This window comes from Streptomyces sp. enrichment culture (assembly GCF_964273145.1).
Classification (GTDB): domain Bacteria; phylum Actinomycetota; class Actinomycetes; order Streptomycetales; family Streptomycetaceae; genus Streptomyces.
In genome coordinates this window covers 5558977-5582909 of record NZ_OZ186873.1, presented here as the reverse complement: position 1 = coordinate 5582909, position 23933 = coordinate 5558977, and the positions used below count along the sequence as shown (strand labels likewise).

The 23933-nt window shown below is 74.6% G+C and carries 17 protein-coding genes and 1 pseudogene; 8 read left to right on the top strand and 10 right to left on the bottom strand.

Annotated elements, in window-relative coordinates:
• Positions 1–62: 62 nt before the first annotated feature.
• Positions 63–204, top strand: a pseudogene (locus ACSU6Z_RS24800) (NAD-dependent deacetylase); the annotation flags it as partial.
• Between the two features lie 8 nt (positions 205–212).
• Here the strand turns inward: ACSU6Z_RS24800 and ACSU6Z_RS24795 are convergent.
• The 3 genes from ACSU6Z_RS24795 to ACSU6Z_RS24785 are packed head-to-tail and all read right to left on the bottom strand — an operon-like array spanning position 213 to position 4159.
• Entirely contained in the window at positions 213–695 is a 483-nt protein-coding gene (locus ACSU6Z_RS24795) for a methylated-DNA--[protein]-cysteine S-methyltransferase (RefSeq protein ID WP_437048865.1), read from the bottom strand.
• Between the two features lie 10 nt (positions 696–705).
• Entirely contained in the window at positions 706–2187 is a 1482-nt protein-coding gene (locus ACSU6Z_RS24790) for an AlkA N-terminal domain-containing protein (protein ID WP_437048863.1), read from the bottom strand.
• A 55-nt stretch (positions 2188–2242) separates the two neighbouring features.
• Positions 2243–4159 (bottom strand): heavy metal translocating P-type ATPase, encoded by a 1917-nt coding sequence (locus ACSU6Z_RS24785; protein WP_437048861.1) that lies wholly within the window; start codon positions 4157–4159, stop codon positions 2243–2245.
• Positions 4160–4250: 91 nt separating this feature from the next.
• Here ACSU6Z_RS24785 and ACSU6Z_RS24780 point away from each other — a divergent pair, with 91 nt between their 5' ends.
• Positions 4251–4613 carry an ArsR/SmtB family transcription factor gene (locus ACSU6Z_RS24780; protein ID WP_437014521.1) on the top strand — a complete coding sequence of 121 codons (363 nt, stop codon included), beginning with the start codon at positions 4251–4253 and terminating at the stop codon, positions 4611–4613.
• On the opposite strand, the gene ACSU6Z_RS24775 is transcribed toward ACSU6Z_RS24780, so the two are convergent.
• On the bottom strand, positions 4594–5472 hold the full coding sequence (locus ACSU6Z_RS24775; protein ID WP_437048860.1) for a DUF72 domain-containing protein: 879 nt from the start codon (positions 5470–5472) through the stop codon (positions 4594–4596). The genes ACSU6Z_RS24780 and ACSU6Z_RS24775 overlap by 20 nt on opposite strands.
• A gap of 64 nt (positions 5473–5536) precedes the next feature.
• Complete coding sequence (locus ACSU6Z_RS24770) at positions 5537–9442, bottom strand: glycoside hydrolase family 2 TIM barrel-domain containing protein (RefSeq protein WP_437048859.1); 3906 nt, start codon at positions 9440–9442, stop codon at positions 5537–5539.
• A 508-nt stretch (positions 9443–9950) separates the two neighbouring features.
• Here ACSU6Z_RS24770 and ACSU6Z_RS24765 point away from each other — a divergent pair.
• Both ACSU6Z_RS24765 and ACSU6Z_RS24760 read left to right on the top strand, forming a co-directional pair.
• Positions 9951–11204, top strand: coding sequence for a TolB family protein (locus ACSU6Z_RS24765; protein ID WP_437048857.1), 1254 nt, complete (start codon positions 9951–9953; stop codon positions 11202–11204).
• A 95-nt stretch (positions 11205–11299) separates the two neighbouring features.
• On the top strand, positions 11300–12583 hold the full coding sequence (locus ACSU6Z_RS24760; RefSeq protein WP_437048856.1) for a hypothetical protein: 1284 nt from the start codon (positions 11300–11302) through the stop codon (positions 12581–12583).
• 124 nt (positions 12584–12707) lie between these two features.
• Here the strand turns inward: ACSU6Z_RS24760 and ACSU6Z_RS24755 are convergent, their stop codons facing one another.
• The 5 genes from ACSU6Z_RS24755 to ACSU6Z_RS24735 all read right to left on the bottom strand — a co-directional run bounded on the left by ACSU6Z_RS24755 (position 12708) and on the right by ACSU6Z_RS24735 (position 19247).
• The gene (locus tag ACSU6Z_RS24755) at positions 12708–14114 is read right to left on the bottom strand and encodes a cellulase family glycosylhydrolase (protein ID WP_437048855.1); all 1407 of its coding nucleotides are present in this window, start codon (positions 14112–14114) and stop codon (positions 12708–12710) included.
• Between the two features lie 339 nt (positions 14115–14453).
• A complete protein-coding gene (locus ACSU6Z_RS24750) occupies positions 14454–14963 on the bottom strand; it encodes an O-acetyl-ADP-ribose deacetylase (RefSeq protein ID WP_437048853.1) in 510 nt (169 codons plus the stop codon).
• Positions 14960–16369 (bottom strand): phytoene desaturase family protein, encoded by a 1410-nt coding sequence (locus ACSU6Z_RS24745; RefSeq protein ID WP_437048851.1) that lies wholly within the window; start codon positions 16367–16369, stop codon positions 14960–14962. The genes ACSU6Z_RS24750 and ACSU6Z_RS24745 overlap by 4 nt, the downstream gene beginning before the upstream one ends.
• A 115-nt stretch (positions 16370–16484) precedes the next feature.
• A complete protein-coding gene (locus tag ACSU6Z_RS24740; RefSeq protein ID WP_437048849.1) occupies positions 16485–17333 on the bottom strand; it encodes an inositol monophosphatase family protein in 849 nt (282 codons plus the stop codon).
• Between the two features lie 90 nt (positions 17334–17423).
• Complete coding sequence (locus ACSU6Z_RS24735) at positions 17424–19247, bottom strand: gamma-glutamyltransferase family protein (protein WP_437048848.1); 1824 nt, start codon at positions 19245–19247, stop codon at positions 17424–17426.
• A gap of 769 nt (positions 19248–20016) precedes the next feature.
• On the opposite strand from ACSU6Z_RS24735, the gene ACSU6Z_RS24730 reads away from it, so the two are divergent.
• From ACSU6Z_RS24730 to larC, 4 genes are all read left to right on the top strand, one after another.
• The gene (locus tag ACSU6Z_RS24730) at positions 20017–20418 is read left to right on the top strand and encodes a DUF4383 domain-containing protein (RefSeq protein ID WP_437048846.1); all 402 of its coding nucleotides are present in this window, start codon (positions 20017–20019) and stop codon (positions 20416–20418) included.
• A gap of 617 nt (positions 20419–21035) precedes the next feature.
• A complete protein-coding gene (larE, locus tag ACSU6Z_RS24725) occupies positions 21036–21884 on the top strand; it encodes an ATP-dependent sacrificial sulfur transferase LarE (protein WP_437048845.1) in 849 nt (282 codons plus the stop codon).
• Positions 21881–22582 (top strand): nickel pincer cofactor biosynthesis protein LarB, encoded by a 702-nt coding sequence (larB, locus tag ACSU6Z_RS24720; protein ID WP_437048843.1) that lies wholly within the window; start codon positions 21881–21883, stop codon positions 22580–22582. The genes larE and larB overlap by 4 nt, the downstream gene beginning before the upstream one ends.
• Entirely contained in the window at positions 22579–23724 is a 1146-nt protein-coding gene (gene larC / locus ACSU6Z_RS24715) for a nickel pincer cofactor biosynthesis protein LarC (protein WP_437048841.1), read from the top strand. Before larB ends, larC begins: the two co-directional genes overlap by 4 nt.
• Positions 23725–23933: the final 209 nt, after the last annotated feature.

Here is a 23933-nt window from a genome sequence, read left to right as displayed (position 1 = left end):
TGCGGTGACCGCGCCCGACTCGGCCGCGGACGACGGGCTCCACGGCGCCCCGGGGGCCGCCGCCCGCACCGGGCGCCGGTGTCGCCGCCGTCCACGGGGCCCGCCTGATCGCCGTCGGCGCCGTACGACGACCGGGCCGAGGCGGTGGTCCGGGAGCCGAGCGGCACGGCCCCGCCGGCGCTGCCGCGGCGGCCGGGCGGCGGGGGTGCCGGTCAGAACAGGGCCGCCCCCCGTTCGAAGTCCAGCAGGCGCTGCTTGCGCTCCAGGCCGCCGCCGTAGCCGGTGAGGCCGCCGTTCGCGCCGATGACGCGGTGGCAGGGGACGATGATGCCGACGGGGTTGCGGCCGTTGGCGAGGCCGACCGCTCGGGAGGCGGCGGCACTGCCGAGGGCGGTTGCCAGCCGGCCGTAGGTGCGGGTCTCGCCGTAGGGGATGCGGCGCAGTTCCTCCCAGACCAGGCGCTGGAACGGGGTGCCGGTCAGCCGCAGCGGGACGGTGAACTCCCTCAGCTCGCCCGCGAAGTACGCCTTGAGCTGCTCCTCCGCCTCCCCGAAGAGGGTGTCGTCGCGGGGCCCGAAGCTCTCCTCGGGCGGGCGGTGGCGCTGGCCGGTCATGTACAGGCCGCACAGGACGCCGTCGTCGGCGACGAGGGTGAGGGGGCCGTACGGGCTGTCGGTGACGGTGTGCCGCTTCACGGTGATGTCCTCATTCCGGAAGGAAGTTGACGGGGTGGTCGTCCGTCGCCCACAGGTACTGGACCGCGTAGGACCGCCACGGGCGCCAGGCGGTGGCGCGGGCGGTGAGGGCCGCCGGGGTCGAGGGCAGGCCGAGGCCGCGGGCGGCGCGGCGGACGCCGAGGTCGGTGGGGAGGAAGGCGTCGGGGTCGCCGAGGGCCCGCATCGCGATCACGTCGGCCGTCCAGGGGCCGAAGCCGGGCAGGGCGAGGAGGCGGGCGCGGGTGTCCGCCCGGTCCCCGGCCGGGCCCAGGTCGAGGGAGCCGTCGGCGAGCCGGCCCACGAGGGTGGTGAGCGTCGTGCGGCGGGTGCGGGGCAGGGCCAGGGTGGCGGGGTCCAGCTCCGCGAGCGCCCCGGGGGCCGGGAAGAGGCGGGTGAGACCGCCTTCGGGGTCGTCGACGGGTTCGCCGTGGGCGGTGACCAGGCGGGCCGCGTGGGTGCGGGCGGCTGCCGTGGAGACCTGCTGGCCGAGCACGGCCCGTACGGCGAACTCCGCCTCGTCGACCGTGCGCGGGACGCGGCGGCCCGGGGCCTTGTCGACCAGGGGCGCCAGGACCGGGTCGGCACGCAGCCGGTCGTCGACGGCGGCCGGGTCGGCGTCCAGGTCGAGCAGGCGGCGGCAGCGGCTGACGGCGACGGACAGGTCCCGCAGGTCGGTGAGGGTGAGACGGCAGGCGATGTGGTCGGGGTGGGGGGTGAGGGCGACGACGCCGTGGCCGTAGGGGAGGCGGAGGGTGCGGCGGTAGGCGCCGTCCCTCCACTCCTCCACACCGGGTACGGCGGTGGCGGCGAGGTGGCCGAAGAGGTTGTCGGGGGTGAGGGGGGCGCGGAAGGGGAGCCGGAGGGCGAGGGCGCCGGGAGCGGGGGCGGCCCGGCCGCGCGGGGCGCGGGCGCGCAGGCCGCTCGGGGAGAGGGCGTACACCTCGCGGACGGTGTCGTTGAAGGCGCGAAGGGAGGCGAAGCCGGCGGCGAAGGCGATCTGCGCCATCGGCAGGGCCGTCGTCTCGATGAGCAGCCGGGCGGTCTGGGCGCGCTGGGCGCGGGCGAGGGCGAGGGGACCCGCGCCCAGCTCGGCGAGCAGTTGGCGTTCGATCTGCCGGGTGCTGTAGCCGAGCCGGGCGGCGAGACCGGGCACGCCCTCGCGGTCGACGACGCCGTCGGCGATCAGCCGCATGGCGCGGGCGGTGAGGTCGGCGCGCCGGTTCCACTCCGGGGAGCCGGGCGTGGTGTCCGGGCGGCAGCGCTTGCAGGCCCGGAACCCGGCCTGCTGGCAGGCCGCCGCACTCGGGTGGAAGACCATGTTCTCCGGCTTGGGCGGCACCACCGGACAGCTGGGCCGGCAGTAGATCCCGGTGGTCAGGACGGCCGTGAAGAACCATCCGTCGAACCGGGCGTCCTTGGACCGGACGGCGCGCACGCAGCGCTCGGTGTCGGTGTGCATCCCCGTCTGCATGCGTCCAGCATGGCCCGCCGGCCGCGCCGGGGCTGGCGGGAATCCGACATCACCCTCACGCTTCCTGCGCCTGGCCGGATCGCCATGCGGATTCCCGCAGCAGCCGCAGCCCGTTGAGGCCGACCAGCACGGTCGAGCCCTCGTGTCCGGCGACGCCGAGCGGCAGCGGCAGGTGGCCGATGAGGTCCCACAGCACCAGGACGGTGATGAACGTCCCCGCGATCACGAGGTTCTGCACCACCAGGCGGCGGGCGGTCCGGGACAGCCGGACGACCGCGGGCACGGCGGCCAGTTCGTCGCGCACCACGACCGCGTCGGCCGTCTCCAGTGCCAGGTCGGAGCCCGCGCGGCCCATGGCGATTCCCGTGTGCGCGGCGGCGAGGGCGGGCGCGTCGTTGACGCCGTCGCCGACGAACAGCACCTTGCGGCCCGCCCGCTCCAGGTCGCGTACGGCGGTGACCTTGTCCTCGGGGAGCAGGTCGGCGCGGACGTCGGTGATGCCGGTGGCGGTGGCGACGCGGGCGGCGGCGGACGCGTTGTCGCCGGTGAGCAGGGTGGGGGCGGCGCCGGTGAGGGCGGTGAGCGCGGCGGTGGCTCCGGCGGCGTCGGCGCGCAGGCGGTCGGTGAGGGCGAGGGTGCCGACGGGGGTGCCGTCGCGGGTGACCTGGACGGTGGTCTCGGCGCCCTCGGGGGTCTCGGCCCGGCCGACCAGGACCTCCCGGCCGTCGACGACCGCGCGCACGCCGCGGCCCGGGGTGGCCGTGAAGTCCCGCGCGGGGGCGAGGGGCAGGTCGCGGGCGCGGGCGGCGGCCACGATCGCGCGGGCCAGCGGGTGCTCGCTGGGGTGCTCGGCCGCGGCGGCGAGGGCGAGCAGGGCGTCCTCGTCGAGGCCGGAGCCGGGCAGCGGGCGTACGGCGGTCACCTCGGGGGCGCCCTCGGTGAGGGTGCCGGTCTTGTCCAGGGCGGTGGCGTCGATCTCGCCGAGGCGTTCCATGGCGACGGCCGACTTCACCAGGACGCCGTGGCGGCCGGCGTTGGCGATGGCGGACAGCAGGGGCGGCATGGTGGCGAGGACGACCGCGCACGGCGAGGCGACGATCATGAAGGTCATGGCGCGCAGCAGGGCGTCGGTGAGGTCCTCGCCGAAGGCGAGCGGGACGCCGAAGACGGCGAGGGTGGCGGCGACCACGCCGACCGCGTAACGCTGCTCGATCTTCTCGATGAACAGCTGGGTGGGGGCCTTGGTGCGGGAGGCCTCCTCGACCAGGGTGACGATCCGGGCGATGACCGAGTCGGCGGGGTCGCGCTCGACGCGGACGCGCAGGGCGCCGGTGCCGTTGAGGGTGCCGGCGAAGACCTCGTCGCCGGGGCGCTTGAGGACGGGGAGGGGCTCGCCGGTGATGGTGGCCTGGTCGGCCTCGCTGGTGCCGTCGGTGACGGTTCCGTCGGCGCCGATCCGCTCCCCCGGCCGCACCAGCAGGACGTCCCCGACGGCCAGCTCGGCGGTGGGGACGGTCTCCTCGCGGCCGTCCCCGGTCACCCGGGTCGCGGTGGTGGGTGCGAGGTCGAGCAGGCCGCGCACGGAGTCGGCGGTGCGGGCGGTGGCCAGGGCCTCCAGGGCGCCGGAGGTGGCGAAGATGACGATGAGCAGGGCGCCATCCAGGACCTGCCCGATCGCCGCCGCGCCCAGTGCCGCGACGATCATCAGCAGGTCGACGTCGAGGGTCTTCTCGCGCAGCGCCCGCAGCCCCTCCAGCGCGGGCTCCCAGCCGCCGGCGGCGTAGGCGAGCGCGTACAGCGGCCCGTAAGCCCAGACGGGGGCACCGCCGAGGTCGAGGGCGAGTGCCAGGAGGAAGGCGATCAGCGACGCCAGCGCCCAGCGGGCCTCGGGCAGGGCGAGGACGCGGGTGCGGCGGCGGGGCGCCTGCCGGGCCGGGGCGGGGACGGGGGTGGGAGTGAGGGTCGTGGACACGCGGTCACCATACAGGAACACATGAAGACTCGTTCAAGAGTTCATCAGTGCATTCGTTCATGCGTTCAGGGGCGGTGAGTAGGATGTCCGCATGGGTCATGGAGCCGTCATCCCCGCACAGGAAGCCGCCGGGCGGGTACGCCTGGACGCGGACAACGTCGCGAAGGTCGCCACCACGCTCCAGGCCCTGTCCACCCCGTCCCGCCTGCTGATCCTGGCGCGGCTGCGCGAGGGTCCGCTGCCGGCCACGGAGCTGGCCGCCGAGGTGGGCATGGAGCAGTCGGCGTGCTCTCACCAGCTGCGGCTGCTGCGCAACCTGGGCCTGGTGGTGGGCGAGCGCCGCGGCCGGTCGGTGGTGTACGCGCTGCACGACCACCACGTGGCCGAACTGCTCGACCAGGCCGTGTACCACGTGGAGCACCTGCGGCTGGGGATCAGCGACGCGACCGGGTGAGCAGCCCGCTCATCGTCTCGGCGGCGCGCACGGCGGCGTCCGCGCAGCAGTTGTTGAACAGTACGTGCAGTTCGTCCGCCTGCCGGGCCGCGCGCCGCAGCCTGGGCACCCACGCGGCGAGTTCGGCCACGGAGTAGTCGTGGCGGAACCGGTCCTCCTTGCTGCCCCTCCCCCACTCCGCACTGCGGCCGTGGAACCGTACGACGGCCAGGGCGGGCCGGGTGACGGGCGCCACCGGCGGCAGGGAGGATGGCAGCCCCTGCGCCATGTCCACGCCGACGGCGCTCACGCCGAGCCCGGCGAGCAGGGCGCGGGTGTCCTCGGCGCATTCCGCCCGCCACCACCCCGGATGGCGGAACTCCACGGCGACGGGCCAGCCCGCCGTGCGCCGCGCGCACTCCCGCAGCGTCTCCCCGGCCTCGTCGCCCGGCGCGAACCACGGCGGGAACTGGAACAGCACGGCGCCGAGCCGCCCGGCCGCCCGCAGCGGCTCGACCGCCTGCGCGAACCGCCCCCACACCTCGTCCAGCAGCGCCGGGCTCGCCCGCCCGCGCCGGGCCGGGCCGAAACCGGCCCGGCGCAGGTCGGCGGGGAGCGCCTCGACGCGCGTGGGGTGGCCGGTCAGCAGGGAGAACGCCTTGACGTCGAAGCGGAAGCCGTCCGGTGTGCGCTCCACCCACAGCTCGCTGTTGCGGCGGCTGGGCAGCGCGTAGTACCCGGAATCCACCTCGACGACGGGCAGCCGGGAGGCGTAGTGCCGCAGCCGCCCCTCGGCGTCCCGCCGCCCCGACGGATACCAGCCGCTCGCCACCAGCTGCCGGTCCGTCCACGAACACGCCCCGACGAGAATCTCACCCATGGGAGCCCGGTACCCCGGGTCCGGGCTCCCGATCACGACAGGGCCTCCCGGCTCGCGGCCGGGCTCAGTCGGCCGCCGTGCGCCGCCGTGAGGCCGCCATCGCCTCGCGGACGTCGGCCAGGGGGCGCAACCGGTAGGTGTAGGAGTAGTCCCGGTCGGCGAACAGCTTGTACTCGTCGTGGGTGTGGGCGCCCCAGCTGTTGTCGCCGCCGACGCCCATCTGACGGTGGTTCACCCGCAGGACGACCTGGTCGCGCGGGGTGAGCTGGTAGTCGTGGCGGACGCCGGACGACAGGTCCTCCGGGGTGAAGTACGAGGCGTTGATCTCCAGCAGGGGCTCGCCGCAGACCAGCAGGCCGGTGCCGTCGCGGCCGGTGAGGGCGGCCCAGCGGACGTCGGTCTTGTTGCCGTTCTCCTGCGGGCGGATGTACGGCGTCCACTGCTCGGCGACGGTGCCGGAGTACACACCGACGTCGGTGCCGTTGTTGCGGTCCCAGTGGTTCTCCTCGGGGCCGCGGCCGTAGTAGTGCAGCCGGTCCAGGCGGCGCGGCAGGAACAGCAGGGTGCCGACCTCCGGGATGTACGGCAGGTTCGCGGCGCCGGGGCGGAGGGTGTTGTCCACCTTGACCTCGCCGTTGCCGAAGACCGTGTACGTCGTGGTGTACGTCGACTCGACGGTGGTCGGCAGCGTGCCGGTGACCCCGATCTCGACGGCCCGGTCGCGCAGGGCGCGCACGGTGACGCCGGTGACCTCGCGGCGGGCGCCGGCGTCGCGCCAGGTCTGGTTGCGGGTGTGCTGGCCGTTGCCCTTGTCGTTGTCGGTGGGCGCCCGCCAGAAGTTGGGCACGGGCCCGGAGGTGATCAGGCGGGTGCCCCCGGCCTCGTAGGAGGTGAGGGTGCCGGTGCGCTTGTCGACGGCGAGGGAGAAGTCCTCGCCCCGCACGACGACCTCCCGCTCGCCGTCCTCGTACCGCAGGGCGGGCACGCTCGTCAGCGGCGCGGGGGTCACGGCCGGGCCTCCGGGGCCGAGGGGCAGCTGCTGCCGGGCCACCTCGAAGCCGGCCTTCGCCCACGGTGCGGCTTCCTTGGTGGTGAAGGACAGTTCGAGGAAGTACTCGGTACCCGGAGCCGGGTCGTCCGGCAGCCGCACGGGCAAGGTGACGTCCTTGGCGGACAGCGGCTCCACGTCGAGCTGCTCGCGGGTCAGCCTGCCCTCCCGCACGGTTTTCCCGTCGGCGACCAGTGCCCACCGGCCGTCGAACTCACGGAGGTTGGTGAACAGGTACTCGTTGGTGAGGGTGACCGCGCCGGGGCCGCCCTCGGCCGGGGCGACGTTGACCGCCTGGTAGATCCGCTTGACCTCGGCGGCCTTGCCGGTGTGGCCGCGGTCGGCGGTGACGATGCCGTCGGCGACGAAGTTGCCGTCGTTGGGGTTGTCCCCCCAGTCGCCGCCGTAGGCGAAGAAGGTCTTGTCCCGCGGCTTCTTCCGGGTCACCTTCACGGTGGCGGCGTCGAACCAGAACCGCACGCCGTCGTCGCCCGGGCCGCGCCCCTCGGCGGCCAGTTCGGCGGCGGTCAGGGCGCGGGCGTAGACGCGGGCGCGGCGGATGGTGCCGCTGAACTCACGGGTCCAGTTGTCGGCGTCGGTGGCCAGGGCGAGGGGCGCGGTGGTGCTGCCCGGCCGCCGGGTGGTGGTGCGGGTGGCCCTCACCTCCCCGTCGACGTGCAGGGTCAGGGTGCCGGCGCCGGCGTCGAAGACGCCCGCGACGTGGTGCTCGCGGCCGGTCCAGTCCTTTGGCAGCTCCCAGGTCGCGGTGATCCACTGGCCGCCGGAGTGGATGAAGAACTCCAGCCTCCCGCCGTTCTGCTTCAGCGCGTACTGGGTGTCGCCCTTGGCGATGATCGGCTGGTGATAGCCCGTCACGTGCGGGGTGACCCACGCCTCCAGTGTCAGTGAACCGGTGAGGTCGAGGCGGTCGTCGCGGGCGAAGACCGTGCCGCCGGACAGGCCCTCGTCGCGGTCGAAGGTGCCGCCCGGGGCGAGGATCTCGCCGCGCAGCCCGGCCGGGCCGGACTCGGTCAGCAGGACGCGGTCCGGGACGGGCCAGCTCAGCGCCTGGTCGGCGAAGTCCCAGATCCAGCCGCCCTGGAGCACGTCGTACCGGCGGACCAGGTCCCAGTACTTCTTGAAGTTGCCGTTGGAGTTCCCCATCGCGTGGGAGTACTCGATCATGACGTACGGGCGGGTGTCGGAGGTGTCCTTGGCCCGCTGCTCGACGCGCTGGGGCGTGTCGTACATCTCCGAGCGGATGTCGCTGATCCCGGGGCGGTCGTCGCCCTCGTACTGGATGACGCGGGTGGGGTCGTAGGAGCGGATCCAGTCGTGCATGGCGGTGAAGGTGGAGCCGCCGCCCGCCTCGTTGCCCAGCGACCAGATCACGACCGAGGCGTGGTTTTTGTCGCGGTGGACCATGTTCTGCGCGCGGGCCACGCACGCCGCGGTCCACTCGGGGTGGTCGCCCGGGTACTCCTCGCGGATGCCGTGGGTCTCCAGGTTGGTCTCGTCGACGAGGTACAGGCCGTACTCGTCGGCGAGTTCGTACCACAACGGGTTGTTCGGGTAGTGCGAGGTGCGGACGCTGTTCATGTTCATCCGCTTGATGACCTCGATGTCCTCGATCATGTCCTCGCGGGTGAGGGCCATGCCGCGCGCCGGGTGCATCTCGTGCCGGTTGGTGCCGCGGAAGGAGACGGGCTTGCCGTTGATGCGCATCAGCCCGTCCTTGAGCGCGAACTCGCGGAAGCCGACCCGGTGCGAGAGGGTCTCGATCACCTTGCCGGAGGGGTCGCGCAGCCGCAGGACGGCGGTGTAGAGGTACGGGTGCTCGGCCGACCACAGCTTCGGCGCGGGCACGGCCCTGGCGGCGCGGACGACGACGTCCTCGCCGGCACGGGCGGTGCCGAGGTCGGCGGGCTGCTCCAGCGGCCGCTTCCAGACGGCGTGGCCGCGCGCGTCGTACAGCTGGACCTCGACGGTGTGGCGTCCGGCACCGCCGCCGCCGTAGGCGCGCACGCCGGCGGTGACCACCAGTTCGGCGGCGGTGTAGGTGTCGTTCAGCGGGGTGTCGAGCTTGAAGTCGCGCAGGTGCACGGCCGGGGTGGAGTACAGGTAGACCGAGCGGAAGATGCCGCTCAGCCGGATCATGTCCTGGTCCTCCAGCCAGTCGCCGTCGGAGTAGCGGTAGACCTCGACCGCGATCTGGTTGGTGCCGGGCTTGAGGTGGTCGGTGATGTCGTACTCGGAAGGGGTGAAGGAGTCCTCGTCGTAGCCGACGAGTTCGCCGTTGATCCACACGTAGTGCGCGGACTTGACGCCCTCGAAGTGCAGGAAGGTGCGCCGTCCGGACCAGGAGCGGGGGACGGTGAAGGTGCGGCGGTACTGGCCCACGGGGTTGTAGCGGGTGGGCGCGGCGGGGGGCTGCGGGTCCTCGCCGAGTCCGTTGGGGCCCCAGTACGGGTAGGTGATGTTCAGGTAGATCGGGCGGTCGTAGCCGTGCAGTTGCCAGACGGACGGGACCGGGATGGTGTCCCAGTCGCCGTCGTCGACGTCGGTGCGGTGGAAGTCGGGGTCACGGTCGTCGGGGCGGTCGGCGTAGGCGAACTTCCACTGCCCGTCCAGGCTCAGCCGGTACGGGGAACGGGTGCGGTCGGCGGCCAGGGCCTGTCTCACGTCCGCGTACGGCATGAGAGTGGTGTGCGGGGGCTCGGTGCCGAGGCGGAAGACACCGAAGTCGTTCCAGGCCGCGGGGGCGTCGGCGGCGGCGCGGCGTCCGGCGGCGTGGGCCGCGGCGGGGTGCGCGGACAGCGCGAGGGCACCGAGGAGAGCGGCTCCGCCCTCCAGGAGGCGGCGACGGCTGACGACCGGGCGGGGGGCCGGGAGTCCGGTGGGTGAGACGTGCGCGTGCGGCATGACCGTGGCCTTTCTCGGGACGACAGTGTGCTGCACCGGCTTCGGGAGGCTGCCGGATCCCGCTCCGCGGCGTTGTCGGGCCGAACGCGGCCGGCGTCCGGGCCGCACGGGACACAAGTGACCCGACCCGCCGTCGTGTGACGGAAGTTGGTGCTGGACAGGATCACAACTGCCGGTGACAGGGCAACCTCTGAGCCAGAGTCACCCTAGGACCCGAACACAATCGATTCAATAACCCCGTCGGACTTTGTGTGGTCCTGTGAACACGGTGGGTTGCGAAGGCCTCGGGCACGGTCGGTGCGGAGTGCGGCCCCGCGGACGACGGGCACCCTCGCACTCCCGTTCCCGCCGTCAAACGCGCGTACGGACCGCTGATCTCGCCGCCGGGTTGTACGGCAAACAACGGATTGTCACGGGGCGGGCGGTGGGTTTGCATCGACGGGTGCCCGGTGGGGGCCGGGCACGGATGGATCAGGGGGGATTCATGCGTACGGTGTTCAGATCCTTGATGACGGCGGTCGCCGCCTCGGCGTGCGCCATGACGCTCATGACGCCCGCGGGCGCCGTCGCGTCGCCGCAGGACGTACAGGCGCAGAAGGCGCAGAAGTCGCAGAAGTCGCAGAAGTCCAAGGGGCCGTCCGTCCGGCGCGTCACCCAGGGGGCGAACGGCCCTTCCGGGGACGCGTCGGTCAGCGCGAACGGCCGGTACGTCGTCTTCGAGTCGTCCGCCGACAACCTGGTGCCGGGCGACACCAACGGCGCCCCGGACGTCTTCCTGCACGACCTGCGGACCCGTCGCACCGCACGGGTGGGCCTGACCGCGGACGGCTCCCAGGCGCCGTACGGCGGCAGTTCACCGGTGATCAGCGCCGACGGGCGGCATGTCGTCTTCCGGTCGCGCGACCTGATCCCCGGCCAGGAGCGGACAGGCTACTTCCGCCGTGACCTGAGAACCGGCGCGACCGACTGGGTCGGCGGCGCCGACGACCTGTACCCGGGGAAGGGCACGCTGGTCGGGGCGTCCGCCAGCGCGGACGGGCGGTACGTCTCCTTCACCGCGCGGCAGACCGGAACCGGGCGCCCGGGCCACCGCACCGCCGTGCGGGACCTCGCCACCGGCGGGCTGACGGTCCTGGAGTCCCCCTACGCGAGCGAGGCCCACCTCAGCGACGACGGCCGCCGGCTCGTCTACTGGGAGAGCGTCCCCGCCCCGGTCCAGTACCCGCCGTCCAGGGTCTTCGTCCTGGACCTGCGGACCGGCCAGTCGCGGCGGCTGGACGTGGCGGCGGACGGCTCCACCACCACCGCACGCTCGGGATACCCGGCCGTCAGCGGCAACGGCAGGGTCGCCGCCTTCGCCTCGCAGGCGACCGACCTGGTACCCGGGGAGGACCCCAACGGCGCACGGCACGACGTCTTCGTCACCGACCTGCGCACCGGGGCGCTGCGGCGCGTCGAGGCGCCCGCCGCACAGGGCCACAGCATCCTTCCGTCGCTGAGCGGCGACGGCCGCTACGTCGTCTTCGGTTTCACGCCGCCCGGCGTCGTCTGGGGCACCACCCACCTGTACCGCACCGATCTGCGCAGCGGACGCACCACCCCGGTCAGCCACACCGCGGACGGGACTCCCGCCGCCGCCACGACCGGGGAGCGCCCGGTCGACGCCCACGGCCGCACCGTCGTCTTCTCGTCCGCCGACGGCGCCCTGGCGCCCGGCGCGCCCAGCCCGGGCGGCGACGTGTACGTCCGCACGATGCGCTGACCGCCCGCCGGGGCGGACCCGTGGGCGCCGGGCGCCGTCCCCGCGCCGCCGCGGGGACGGCGCCCGGCGCCCACCTTCCGAAGGAGGAACCCACCATGCGAGGAAGCCGAAGAGGACTCGGCACCGCGGCCGTCGCCGTCGCCACGGCCGTCGCCGCCTGTGTCACCTCGGCGGCGCCCGCGGCGGCCCAGCCGGCACCGCGGGGCGCGCAGCACGAGCACGCGCACCACGGGAAGAAGCCGGGCGCCCGGCACGCCCTCCGTCTCACCCAGGGCGCCGACGCGGGGTCGGCGGCCCCGTCGCTCAGCGCGGACGGCCGCTACGCGGTCTTCACCTCGTCGGCCTCCAACCTCGTCCCCGGCGACACCAACGGCGCCCCGGACGTCTTCCTGCGCGACCTGCGGACCGGCCGCACCCAGCGCGTCAGCACGGACGCCGCCGGAGGCCAGTCCGGGCGCGGCGGCACCGCGGGAGCCATCAGCGCGAGCGGCCGGTACGTGGTCTTCGTGTCGGCCTCCCCGGACCTCATCCCGGGCGAGGTCCACGACAAACCGTCGGTCTACCGGCGCGACCTGCGCACCGGGGAACTGAGGTACGTCGGCAACGACCTGGGCAGTCACATGCGGTGGGCCCTGGAGGCGGCCGTCAGCGCCGACGGCCGCCACGTCGCGTTCACCTCGAGCGAGGAGGTCCCCCGGCCCGGCTCGATGATCGCCGTGCGCGACATGCGCACCGGGGAGCTGACCAAGCAGCCGTTCAACCTGCACCGGTCCCACGCCCCGCGGCTCAGCGACGACGGCGGCGTCCTGGTGTACTCGACCTACAGCCACTGGCCGTACCAGAATCCGGGATCCGACGTCGTGGTGACGGATCCGCGCACCGGCGCCCACCGGTCGCTGCACACCACACCCGGCGGCACCCGTCCCAACGGCAGGGCCTCCCAGGCCGGCCTCAGCGGCGACGGCCGCCACGCCTCCTTCACCTCGACCGCCACCGACCTGGGCCCCGCGGACACCAACGGCGCGGCCTCCAACGTCTTCGTCCGCGACCTGCGCACCGGCGTCCTGCGCATCGTCGAAGCGCCCGACCCCGCCCTGTCCACCGCCGACGGGGCGTTGAGCGGGGACGGCCGGTACCTGCTCTTCCGGGCGTTTGCTGCCGGGTCGGACGATCCGGGCACCTGGTACCTGCGCGACCTGCGCAAGGGCCGTACCAGGGTGGCGATCACCGATGCCGGGGGCGGACCGGTCCGGGCGTACACCGGCGACCGGCCGCTCGACGCGCGGGGGCGGACGGTGGCCTTCTCCTCGGCGGCCGACGGTCTGGCCCCGGGCCCGCGCAGCCCGGGAGCGGACGCGTACGTGCGGCGCGCACGCTGAGCGGCGCGGCGGCCGGGCCCACGCGGTGTTCACCGCGTGGGCCCGGCCGGCGCGCCGGACATCCGGAATGTGCCGGCGCGCGGCCGCGGGAGGGGCTCCGGACGAGCGGGAACCCCGCCCGCGGTCAGCTGGTGGGGAAGGTGTCGGGGGTGCTGATGCGGCTCTTGAGCAGCGCCCCGGACTCGGTCAGCACACCGCTGCTGCTGTAGTCGCCGCCGTTGCAGGTGCCGGGTTTGAACGCCGCGCTGCTCTCGTTGGCGTCGGAGTAGGTCCAGTTGGCGTAGCTGATCTTCAGCTGGTCGAGCAGGTCCAGCCAGGCCACGCTGCTCGCCCGGTCCATCGCTCCGCCGCCGGTGGCGCTCACCGTGCCGAACTCGGTGACGAACAGCGGCAGCTTCGCGGCCGCCCGGCTCACCGTGGCGCGGTAGTTGTCCTTGTGGCTCGCGGCGTAGAAGTGGAAGGCGTACATGATGTTGGTGGCGTTGACCGGGTTGTCGACGACCTCGGTCTCGTTGGAGCCCTCCGAGACGCCCAGCGAGGACCAGGCGCGGGTGCCGACGATGATCACGGCGTCCGGGTCGGCGGCGCGGATGACCGGGATGACCTGCTCGGCGTAGTTCTTGATGGCCGTCCAGCTCACGCCGTTGGGCTCGTTGGCGATCTCGTAGATCACGTTCTTCTTGCCGGCGTTGCGGGCGGCGACGGAGGCGAAGAACGTCTTGGCGCGGTCGAGGTTGTAGTTCGGGTCGCCCGGGGTCAGCGTGTGGAAGTCGATCAGCGCGTACATGCCGCGGGCCTCGGCCATGTCGACGAGGCTGTTGACGCGGCTGGTGAAGCCCGCCGGGTCGGTCTCGTAGCCGCTCTCCTGCACGTACATGGCGATGCGGAACAGGTCCGACTTCCAGTCCTTGGCCAGCGCGTCCAGGGACGCGTTGGTGTAGCACTTGCCGAACCACTGGATGCCGTGCGTGCTCATGCCCCGCAGCTGGATGGGGCGGTCGTACTGGTTGCACAGGTTCACGCCGCAGACGTGGAGCTGCCCGTTGATGCCGACGGGGGTGCCGGTGCCCGGACCGGGGTCCGGGTCGGGCGGGGGCTCCTCCCCTCCGACGGAGCCCGTGCAGGCGACGCCGTTGAGCGTGAACGCCGTGGGCTTCGGGTTGGCACCGGTGAGGGTTCCGGTGAAGCCCAGGTCGGCCGCCGCGCCGGTGGCCAGCGTGCGGTTCCAGTCGCTGTTGGTGACGGTGACCGTGGAACCGGACTGCGACCAGGTGGCGTTCCAGCCCTGGGTGACCTTCTGCCCCGCGTCCGGCAGCGTGAACTTGAGCGTCCATCCGGTGACGGGGTCACCCAGGTTGGTGACCTTCACCCCGGCCTGGAAGCCGCCCTGCCACTGGTTGGTGACCGTGTAGTCGACTCTGCAGCCGGTGGCGGCCGCCGCCTGGGGGCCTGCCGCCGCCTGGGTGCCGGTCAGCGCCGTGAGGCCCAGGGTCGTCGCGCAGGCCGCCAGTAAAGCCGTGAAGCGTTTCAAAGCGTCCCTCCTCATGCGAAGCGGAAACGGTTATGGGAGCGCTCCCAAAGCCCATTGGCCCGAGACCGTACACCCAGGCACCGTTGCGCGTACAGACGTACGACCGTCGAACGGATCAGTGAGCGGGGCGGATCGCCCTCCGGGCCGGACCCGGCGGCCGGGCGGACCCTCCTCGGTCCTCGAGCAGCCGCCATGCCCTGGGAGCGAGGCTGGCCCGGGTCAGTCCGGGGGTTCGGTGAGGCCGATGCCCGGGGCCCTGCCGAGTTGCCCGCCGCGGCGGGCGAGGCTGCCGTGGTGCGGGCGGAGGAGGCCGGCGGCGCGGCGCGGGGAGCCGGCGGCTCAGCCGGCCTGCTCGGCGAAGGCGGCGTAGGCCCGGTCGTCGAAGAGGACGAACCTGACCTCCTCGACCTCGGTGTCCGCCTGCCGGACCGCTTCCAGGGCGATACGCGCGGCGTCCTCCAGCGGCCAGCCGTAGACGCCGGTGGAGATGGCCGGAAAGGCCACCGTCCGCGCGCCGAGCTCGTCGGCGACGCGCAGGGACTCGCGGTAGCAGCTCGCGAGCGGGGACGGATCGCTGCCGGCGCCCTGGTACACCGGGCCCACCGTGTGGATCACCCAGCGGGCGTCGAGATCGCCCGCGGTGGTGGCGACCGCCTGCCCGGTGGGCAGGCCCCTGCCGTACCGCGTGGCGCGCAGCACGCGGCACTCGGCGAGGATCGCGGGGCCGCCGCGGCGGTGGATCGCGCCGTCGACGCCGCCTCCGCCCAGCAGGGAGGAGTTGGCCGCGTTGACGATCGCGTCGACGCTCTGGCGTGTGATGTCGCCCTGGACGAGGGTGAGGGTCGTCATGTCTGCCTGAGCCTCCGCCAGACGGCCTTCGCCGCGTTGTGTCCCGACATGCCGTGCACCCCGGGGCCCGGCGGGGTGGCCGACGAGCAGATGAAGACGGCCGGGTGCGGGGTGGCGTACGGGAACAGGGACAGCCTGGGCCGCAGCACGGTCTGCAGGCCGCGGACCGCCCCGGAGGCGATGTCGCCGCCGACGTAGTTGGCGTTGCGGGCGGCGAGTTCGGGCGGGCCGGCGGTCGCGCGGGCCAGGACGCGGTCGCGGAAGCCCGGGGCGAAGCGCTCCAGTTGACGTTCGATGACGTCGGTGAGGTCGCCGGTCCAGCCGTGGGGTACGTGCCCGTACGCCCAGAAGACGTGTTTGCCGGCCGGGGCGCGGGTGGGGTCGGCGACGCTGGGCTGCACGGTGATGAGGAAGGGGGCGTCGGGGGCGCGGCCCTCGCGGGAGGCCGCGTGCAGGGCGGCGCCGATCTCCTTGGCGTCCGCGCCGATCTGGACGGTGCCGGCGGCGCGGGCCTCGGGCGCGGTCCACGGGACCGGGCCGTCCAGCGCGTAGTCGATCTTGAAGACGCCGGGGCCGTAGCGGTAGCCGTCGTAGTACCGGCCCAGGCCCGCGATCCGGGCCAGGGCGGTGGGCGAGGTGTCGAAGACGTACGCGCGCGCGGGCGGCAGGTCGTCGAGGCGCTTGACCTCGTAGTCGGTGTGCACGGTGCCGCCGAGGTCCGTCAGGAGGGCGGCGAGGGCGTCGGAGATCGCCTGGGAGCCGCCGCGGGCGACGGGCCAGCCGCGGGCGTGCGCGGCCAGGGCGAAGACCAGTCCGACGGCGCTGGTGGCGAAGGAGTTCAGCGGGGCCATGACGTGCGCGACGAGTCCGGCGAACAGGGCCTTGGCCCTCTCGTCGCGGAAACGGCGCATCAGCCAGGTCGACGGGGGCAGGCCGGCGAGGCCGAAGCGGGCGAGGGTGACCGGGTCGCGGGGCAGCGCGGTCAGCGGCAGGGACATGAAGTCGCGTGCGAGGGTGTCCCACCGCGGCAGGAAGGGCTCGACCAGTCTGCGGTAGGCGCCCGCGTCGCGCGGTCCGAACGAGGCGGCCGTCTCGCCGACCGACCGCGCCAGCACGGCGGCCGAGCCGTCCGGGAACGGGTGCGCCATCGGCAGCCCGGCGTGCAGCCACCGCAGGCCGTAGCGCTCCAGGGGCAGGGCGCGGAAGGCGGGCGAGTTGATGCCGAGGGGGTGGGCGGCGGAGCAGGGGTCGTGCCGGAAACCGGGGAGTGTGAGCTCTTCGGTGCGGGCGCCCCCGCCCACGGTGCCGCGCGCTTCGAACACGGCCACGGAGAAGCCGCGCCGGGCCAGCTCCACCGCGGCGGTCAGCCCGTTCGGCCCCGCCCCCACCACGACCGCATCGAGCATCGACGGCACCTTGGGACCCCTTCGTCAGCCGACGGCCACTGAGGATCAGGATATGCCGGGGCACCGGCGGTCCCGGGCCGTGGGTCCGCTCCCCGGCACCGCACGCGGGCGGCGCTCAGGCGGCCCCGCCCGACAGCAGTGCCGCCACCTGCCGGGCCGTGGCCGCGTCACGGGCCGCGGTGAACGGCAGGTCGTTGCCGCCCGTGATGCGGAAGGGCTCGCCAGCGCGGGTCAGGTGGGTGCCGCCCGCCTCCTCGACGAGCAGCAGCCCGGCGGCGTGGTCCCAGGCGGCCTCCCAGGAGAACGCCGTGGCGTCCGACTCGCCGCGGGCGACGGCGAGGTACTCCAGTCCGGCCGAGCCGCAGGCGCGGGGTGCGACGCCCCGGGTCCACAGGCCGAGCAGGGCGCGCTTCTGCTCCGGCGTCGTGTAGTCCGGGTGGGAGGTGGCGACCCGCAGGTCACGGCCCGGCTCCGGCGGTCCGGCGTGCAGCCGTTCCCCGTCCAGGAACGCGCCCCGGCCGCGTACGGCCGTGGCGAACTGTTCGCGGGCGGGCGCGTAGGTCCAGGAAGCCCGCAGGACGCCGTGCTGCGCGAGCGCGACCAGCGTGCAGAACCCGGTGTCGCCGTGCACGAACTGCCGGGTGCCGTCGACGGGGTCGACGATCCACACCGGCGCCTCGCCCCGGAGCGCCTCGTAGGAGGCGGGGTTGGCGTGCACCGCCTCCTCGCCGACGACGACGGAGCCGGGCAGCAGGGCGACGAGCGCCTCGGTGAGGTACAGCTCGGCCTTGCGGTCGGCGTCCGTCACCAGGTCGTGCGGCCCCGTCTTCTGGTCGACCTCGTGCGCGGCGAGGCGCCGCCAGCGCGGCATGATCTCCAGTGTGGCGGCCTTGCGGACGGCTTCCTCCACGTCGGAGGCGTGCCGGGCGAGGAACCCGTCGATGGTTTCGCTGTCTTCGATCATGGCTCCATGAGAGCACGCGCCCCCGGCGGCCCCCACCCGGCCGGTGCGCTCCGGACGAAACCGGGGCGCACCGGCCGGGACCGGGCCGGATCAGCGTCCCACCGCGTACCCCTGCATGCCCCTCGCGTTGGCCGCGGCCGACAGGACCCCGGTCTCCGGCTCCCGCGCGACGGCGCACAGCCGCCCCTCCGACCAGGGGTCGCCGACGGTGACGTCGTGGCCGCGGCGCCGCAGTTCCGCGACGACCGCCGGGTCCGTGCGGGACTCGACGGTGACGCCGCCCGGTCGCATGCCGCGCGGGAAGAAGGATCCGGGGAAGCTGTCGTTGTGCCAGTTCGGGGCGTCGATGGCGCCCTGGAGGTCGAGGCCGCCGCGCACCCGCGCGCGCAGCGCGACCGCCAGGAGGAAGTGGAGCTGCCACTGGTCCTGCTGGTCCCCGCCGGGCGTGCCGAACGCCATGACCGGGACGCCGTCGCGCAGCGCGAGCGAGGGGGTGAGGGTGGTGCGGGGCCGGCGGCCCGGCGTGAGGGAGTTCGGCAGGCCCTCCTCCAGCCAGGTCATCTGGAGCCGGGTGCCGAGGGGGAAGCCGAGTTCCGGCACGACCGGGTTGGACTGGAGCCAGCCGCCGCTGGGCGTGGCGGCGACCATGTTGCCCCAGCGGTCGACGACGTCGAGGTGGCAGGTGTCGCCGCGGGTGGTGCCGTCGGGGGCGACGGGCGGTTCGCCCGGCACCGGGGGGAGCGGGCTCCTGGCGACCGTGGGCTCGCCGACGCCCGGCGCGTCGGAACCGGCGCCCCCGGCCGCCGCGCGCGCGTGCGCGGCCAGGCGCGGGGTGCGCCCGCCGGGGCTGCCGGGCCGCAGCTCGTACGAGGCGCTCTCTCCGACGAGCCGTCTGCGCTGCGCGTTGTACGCGTCCGACAGCAGCTCCTCGACGGGCACGTCGGCGGCGTCCCCGTACCAGGCCTCCCGGTCGGCCATGGCGAGCTTGCAGCCCTCGATCAGCAGGTGCATGTAGTCGGCGGAGCCGTAGGGCGGCAGTTCGGGCGGGAGCAGGGCGAGCTGCTGGAGCAGCACGGGGCCCTGGCTCCAGGGGCCGGGCTTGCATATGGTCCAGCCGTTCCAGTCGTACGTCACCGGTGTCTCGTACGTCGCCGACCAGGTGGCGAGGTCGGCGGCCGTGAGGGTGCCGGTGTGCCGCTCGCCGCTGGTGTCGAGGGTGGGGCGCGCGGCCTGCCGCACGAGGGCGTCGGCGATGAACCCGGTGCGCCAGACCTCGCGGGCGGCCTCGATCCGCGCCTCGCGGTCCCCCGTCCCGGCGGTCTCGGCCAGGAGCCGCTTCCAGGTGGCGGCGAGGGCGGGGTTGCGGAACAGCTCACCCGCGCGGGGCGGGCGTCCGCCCGGCAGGTACACCTCGGCCGAGGAGGTCCACTCCGTCTCGAACAGCTCGCGCACCGTCTCGACGGTCTCGCCGACGCGCTCCACGGGCGGGTGGCCGTGCTCGGCGTAGCCGATGGCGTACCTCAGCACGTCGGCGAGGGACTTGGTGCCGTGGTCGCGCAGCAGGAGCATCCAGGCGTCGAACGCGCCGGGCACGGCGGCGGCGAGCGGGCCCGTGCCGGGAACGAGGTCCAGGCCGAGCCCCTTGTAGTGCGCGACCGTCGCCCCGGCCGGGGCGACGCCCTGTCCGCACAGCACCCGTACCCCGCCGCCCGCCGGGGCGATCAGGATCGGCACCTCACCGGCCGGTCCGTTGAGGTGCGGCTCGACGACGTGCAGGACGAACGCGCCCGCCACGGCGGCGTCGTAGGCGTTGCCGCCGTCCTCCAGGACCGCCATCGCGGTCTGCGAGGCCAGCCAGTGGGTGGAGGACACCATGCCGAAGGTGCCCTGGAGGGTGGGGCGGGTCGTGAACACAGGTCCTTCACCTCGCTGTCTCGTGTGGTGCCCACACCCTATGGACGGCGCCGCATGGCCGGGCGCCCGGGTGGGCGCCTCCGTTCCGCCCGGGCGGGCACCGGCCGGGGTCGTGCTCGTGACCGGCGACGAGGCGGAGCCGGCGACCGGGCACCGCGGGGTTGAGGATCCCGGCGCGTGCCCGTGAACCGGCTCGTCGCGGAGACGGGCGTCCCCCGCGCGCGGTCGACGCCGCCACCGTCGACGCCACGTGCCGGTCCCCCGCCCGGGCCGTCCACGGCGCCGCGCCCGCGCCGCGGCCGATCACCTGCCGGCGGCTCCTTCGGCGCCGCGTTCGGCCACAGCTCCGGCGTGATCCTCCGCTCCCGCTTCGCCGGCGCCCGTCCCGCCCCGACGGGGCGGCCCGGCCGGCGGAGCACCCGTCCTCGCGGCCGCCGAGGCTGCGGGGCGGCATCCTCCGCGCCCGTCCGGAAGCCGCCCGAGCACCGCCCCGGACCACGGGGCACGACCGGTGCCCCGGCAGGACTTCGACGTTCCTCCCGTTCAGCGGCCGCGCAGGGGCGTGCCGCTGAGCGCGGGGCGCCGCACCGGGGCGCGGCCCGCCCCCGCGTCCACCGGCGGGCCGGCATCGAGGGTAGCGAAACGGAGTCCTGGGTACCCGCCGTCCCACAGGCGCTCACCGGGACGCGCCTCGAGCGAGAAGGCCACCGACATGACGACGCGCACTCATGCGCCGAGAGGTGCCCGTACCCCCGTCCAGCAGGCTGCGATGCTGGTTGGATCGGTGTTCCTGCTGGTGGGGATCCTGGGATTCATCCCGGGCATCACGACGGACTACGACACGATGAAGTTCGCCTCGCACGACTCCGGCGCCGACCTCTTCGGGATCTTCCAGGTGTCCATCCTGCACAACCTCGTGCACCTGGCGTTCGGTGTGGCGGGACTCGCCATGTCCCGCACGGCCTCCGCCGCACGAACGTTCCTGCTGGCCGGGGGCGCCATCTACCTGGTGCTGTGGCTGTACGGCCTGATCGTCGGCCACGACAGCGACGCGAACTTCGTTCCCCTGAACACGGCCGACGACTGGCTGCACTTCGTGCTCGGCATCGGCATGATCGCCCTGGGCGCGCTGCTCACCCGTGGTTCGGCTCCCGCCTCCCGCAGGATGTGACCTCCCACGGTCCACGGGAGAGCGCCGGCGGTGGCGGTCGCGGGCCCGGTCGCCGGTGCCGCGGCCGCCGCGCGGCGCGTGGGGCCGCGTCCCGTCGGCCGGGCCGGCGGCCGAAGGTGACGACCGGCCCCGGGCCGCGGGGGACGCGGCCCGCCGAGCCGCCGGGCCCGTGCGCGTACGGCGACCGGAGCCGCACGCGGATCCGCCCGCACCGGACGGCCGGGACACCGCGCTCGCGGTGCGCCTGAGGGAACCGCGGCCGGATCCGGTGCGGTCGGCACCCGCGCGGCTCCCCCGTGTCCGCCCGCTCGGACGCGCCGGCGGCCGGGCCCCGGACACGTGCGTCGAAGCGATCGGCGCCAAGGCGCCCGGCGACGCTCCCGTCCACCTCCACGACCGGGCCGAACGGTGACCGCGGCCCCGGACCGGCCGCTGTGCGCTCCGACGGCTTTCGGCGTTCCCTCGCCGAGAGGCGCAACCGGAGTGGCACGGGAGGCACGGCGCGCACCCGTGCTCGGCATGCCCCGGCTCCCCCCTTCGCCGCCGTCGTACGAGCAGTGCGCCGGAACGGTATTGGTGGGTACCGGCGAGCGGTGCTGCCCTACAGTGGTGAGGATATGGACGAGGGACTGGAGACACACCGGGCGCTGGAGCGGCTCCGGGGGCGGCTGGCGCAGGAGAAGCGACTGATCGTGGGGCTGTCCGGCGGTGTGGACTCCTGCCTGCTGGCGGCCGTGGCGGGGGAGGTGCTCGGCGAGCGGGCGGTGGCGGTCACGGCGGTGTCGGCGAGCCTGCCGACGGCGGAGCGGGAGTTCGCCCGCTCGTTCGCCCGGGCCCGCGGTCTGCGGCACATCGAGGTGTGCACCGATGAGCAGGACCGCCCGGAGTACCGGGTCAACGGCGGGGACCGCTGCTACCACTGCAAGAGCGCGCTGTTCGACGCGCTGGCGCCGCTGGCGGAGCTGTCCGGGGCCGCGGTGGCCCTGGGCACGAACCTCGACGACCTCGGGGACCACCGGCCGGGGCTGCGGGCGGCCGCCGAGCGGGGCTCGGTGGCGCCGCTGGTGGACGCCGGCCTGGACAAGGCGGCGGTCCGCGCCGTGGCGCGCCTGCTGGAACTGGATCTCGGCGTCGCGGACAAGCCCGCGGCCGCCTGCCTGGCCTCCCGGGTGGCCTACGGGGATCCGGTGACACCCGAGGTGCTGGCCCGGATCGAACGGGCCGAGGCGTCGGTGAAGGCGCTGGGCTTCGCCGACTGCCGGGTTCGGGCACACGCGGAGGGCACCGTGGCGCGGCTGGAGCTGCCCGCGGATGCCATCGACCGGGCCGTGGGGGTGCGGACCGAGCTGGACGCGGCGGTAAGGGAGGCGGGTTTCGTGTTCTGCGCCCTGGACCTGGCCGGTTTCAGCAGCGGCCGGATGAACGTGCTGCTCGACATGCCGTCGGTGCGGGAGGCGCGGGCATGAGCGACCGCCGGGGACAGGACGGCGGGCCGGGCTTCGACGACCTCGGTTTCGCCCGGGTCGACACCGCGCGGGAGGCCCGTCAGGGGCTGCCGGAGGTGGTGTACGGGCCCGGCAAGACATCCGGCGAGATCATCGCGATCGTCCGGCGCCTGCTGACGGCCAACCACGGGCCGGTGCTGGTCACCCGGGTCGGCGCCGACACGGCGGCCGAGGTCCTGGGCGAGGTGCCCGACGGGCGGTGGGACGAGGCGGCCCGGTTGCTGGTGTGGAGGCCCGCCCCCGCCGGGGATTTCCGTGTCTGCGTGGTCAGCGCCGGCACCTCGGACGGTCCGGTGGCCGCCGAGGCCGCCGCTGTGGCCTCGGCCGTCGGGCTGCGGGTGGAGGTGATCCGCGACGTGGGCGTGGCGGGGCTGCACCGGCTGCTGGCGGTCGCCGACGACCTGCGCGCGAGCGACGCCGTGATCGTCGTGGCGGGCATGGAGGGGGCACTGGCCAGCGCGGTGGGCGGACTCGTCGCCGCCCCGGTCGTCGCGGTGCCCACCTCCACCGGGTACGGCGCCTCCCTGGAAGGGGTGACCGCCCTGCTGGCCATGTTGTCCTCCTGCGCGGCCGGCCTGACCGTGGTCAACATCGACTCGGGGTTCTCCGCCGCCATGGCGGCCTTCCGGCTCGCCCGCACCACCGGGCGGCGGCTGTGATCCTGTGGCTCAACCCGGCCACCGGCCTGTCCGGCGACATGCTGCTGGGCGCCCTGCTGGACCTGGGCGCACCGGTGGAGACGGTGCGCGAGGCGGTGGCTTCCACGGGACTGACCGGCTGGCGCCTGGAGGCCGAGCGCGTGGACGTGGACGGCATCCGCGCCACCCGGGCGCGGGTCGACGTGGACGACGAGGCGACCGAACGGCGCGCGGCGGAACTGCTCCGGCGCGTCCGGGCCGCCTCGCCGCCCGCCGTCGCCGAGATGGCCGCACGGGCCGTGACGGCCGTCACCGAGGTGGAAGCCGCCCTGCACGGCACCGACCCGGCCGAGGTCCACCTGCACGAGCTGGGCGGTCTGGACACCGTGGTGGACACCGTCGGCGTGGCGGCCGCGCTGCACGCTCTGGAGGTGACCGAGGTCTACAGCGCGCCGGTCGGTGTGGGCAGCGGTGAGGTGCGCACCCGCCACGGCGTCCTGCCGGTGCCGGCGCCCGCCACCATCGCGCTGCTGACCGGTGCCCGGGTCCGCGGCATCGACGTGGCGGGCGAGACGGTCACCCCGACCGGCGCAGCGCTGCTGCGGGCCGCCGGGGCCGGTTACGGCCCGATGCCCGCGATGCGGCCGGCGCGGACCGGATACGGCGCCGGGACGAAACGCTTCCCGGGCCGCCCCAACGTGCTGCAGGCCGTGCTCGGCGAGGCGGAGTCCGCTGTGCCCGGCGGGGAAGAGGAGCTGGTGCAACTGGAGACCAACCTCGACGACGTGACCGGGGAGACGCTCGGGCACCTGATGGGCCGGCTGCTGGCCCGGGGCGCCCTGGACGCCTGGGTGGTGCCCGCGGTGATGAAGAAGGGCCGCCCTGCCCACATCGTCCACGTGCTGTGCCGCCCCGGCGACGCCGGCCGGCTGCGCGAGACGCTGTTCGCCGAGACCGGAACGCTCGGCGTGCGGGAGGGGCGGACGAACCGCACCGCCCTGCCGCGCACGGCCTCCACGGTGGACGTCGAGGGCCACACGGTGCGCATCAAACGCGGACCGTACGGCGCCAAGTGCGAGTACGAGGACCTCAGGGCCGCCGCGGAGGCGCTCGGTCTGCCCCTGCGCGAGGTCGCGGCACGCGCACTGCGTCACGGTGACTGACCCGGCCCGCGGCACCCGCCGGAGACCACCGGGCAGCACGGCACGGGCTCGTCGGCTCACCGGCGTCACCACGGCTGGGCGCCCGGCCGGGCGGACCGTCCGGGGCCGAGAAGACGTCGATTCCGGCGGCCGGAGCGGCCGGAACGGGGCAGGGGCGCCCGTTGGCCCCGCTGTGACATGGGGTGGAATGCTACCGGTAGGCAAGAAGT

Excerpts from the sequence above, each read along its gene's own strand:
- ACSU6Z_RS24770 (WP_437048859.1), bottom strand. The coding sequence starts at position 9,442 with ATGCCGCACGCGCACGTCTCACCCACCGGACTCCCGGCCCCCCGCCCG.
- ACSU6Z_RS24765 (WP_437048857.1), top strand. The coding sequence starts at position 9,951 with ATGACGGCGGTCGCCGCCTCGGCGTGCGCCATGACGCTCATGACGCCC.
- ACSU6Z_RS24760 (WP_437048856.1), top strand. The coding sequence starts at position 11,300 with ATGCGAGGAAGCCGAAGAGGACTCGGCACCGCGGCCGTCGCCGTCGCC.
- ACSU6Z_RS24775 (WP_437048860.1), bottom strand. The coding sequence starts at position 5,472 with ATGGGTGAGATTCTCGTCGGGGCGTGTTCGTGGACGGACCGGCAGCTG.
- ACSU6Z_RS24750 (WP_437048853.1), bottom strand. The coding sequence starts at position 14,963 with ATGACGACCCTCACCCTCGTCCAGGGCGACATCACACGCCAGAGCGTC.
- ACSU6Z_RS24740 (WP_437048849.1), bottom strand. The coding sequence starts at position 17,333 with ATGATCGAAGACAGCGAAACCATCGACGGGTTCCTCGCCCGGCACGCC.
- ACSU6Z_RS24745 (WP_437048851.1), bottom strand. The coding sequence starts at position 16,369 with ATGCTCGATGCGGTCGTGGTGGGGGCGGGGCCGAACGGGCTGACCGCC.
- larE (WP_437048845.1), top strand. The coding sequence starts at position 21,036 with ATGGACGAGGGACTGGAGACACACCGGGCGCTGGAGCGGCTCCGGGGG.
- larB (WP_437048843.1), top strand. The coding sequence starts at position 21,881 with ATGAGCGACCGCCGGGGACAGGACGGCGGGCCGGGCTTCGACGACCTC.
- ACSU6Z_RS24780 (WP_437014521.1), top strand. The coding sequence starts at position 4,251 with ATGGGTCATGGAGCCGTCATCCCCGCACAGGAAGCCGCCGGGCGGGTA.
- ACSU6Z_RS24790 (WP_437048863.1), bottom strand. The coding sequence starts at position 2,187 with ATGCAGACGGGGATGCACACCGACACCGAGCGCTGCGTGCGCGCCGTC.
- ACSU6Z_RS24730 (WP_437048846.1), top strand. The coding sequence starts at position 20,017 with ATGCTGGTTGGATCGGTGTTCCTGCTGGTGGGGATCCTGGGATTCATC.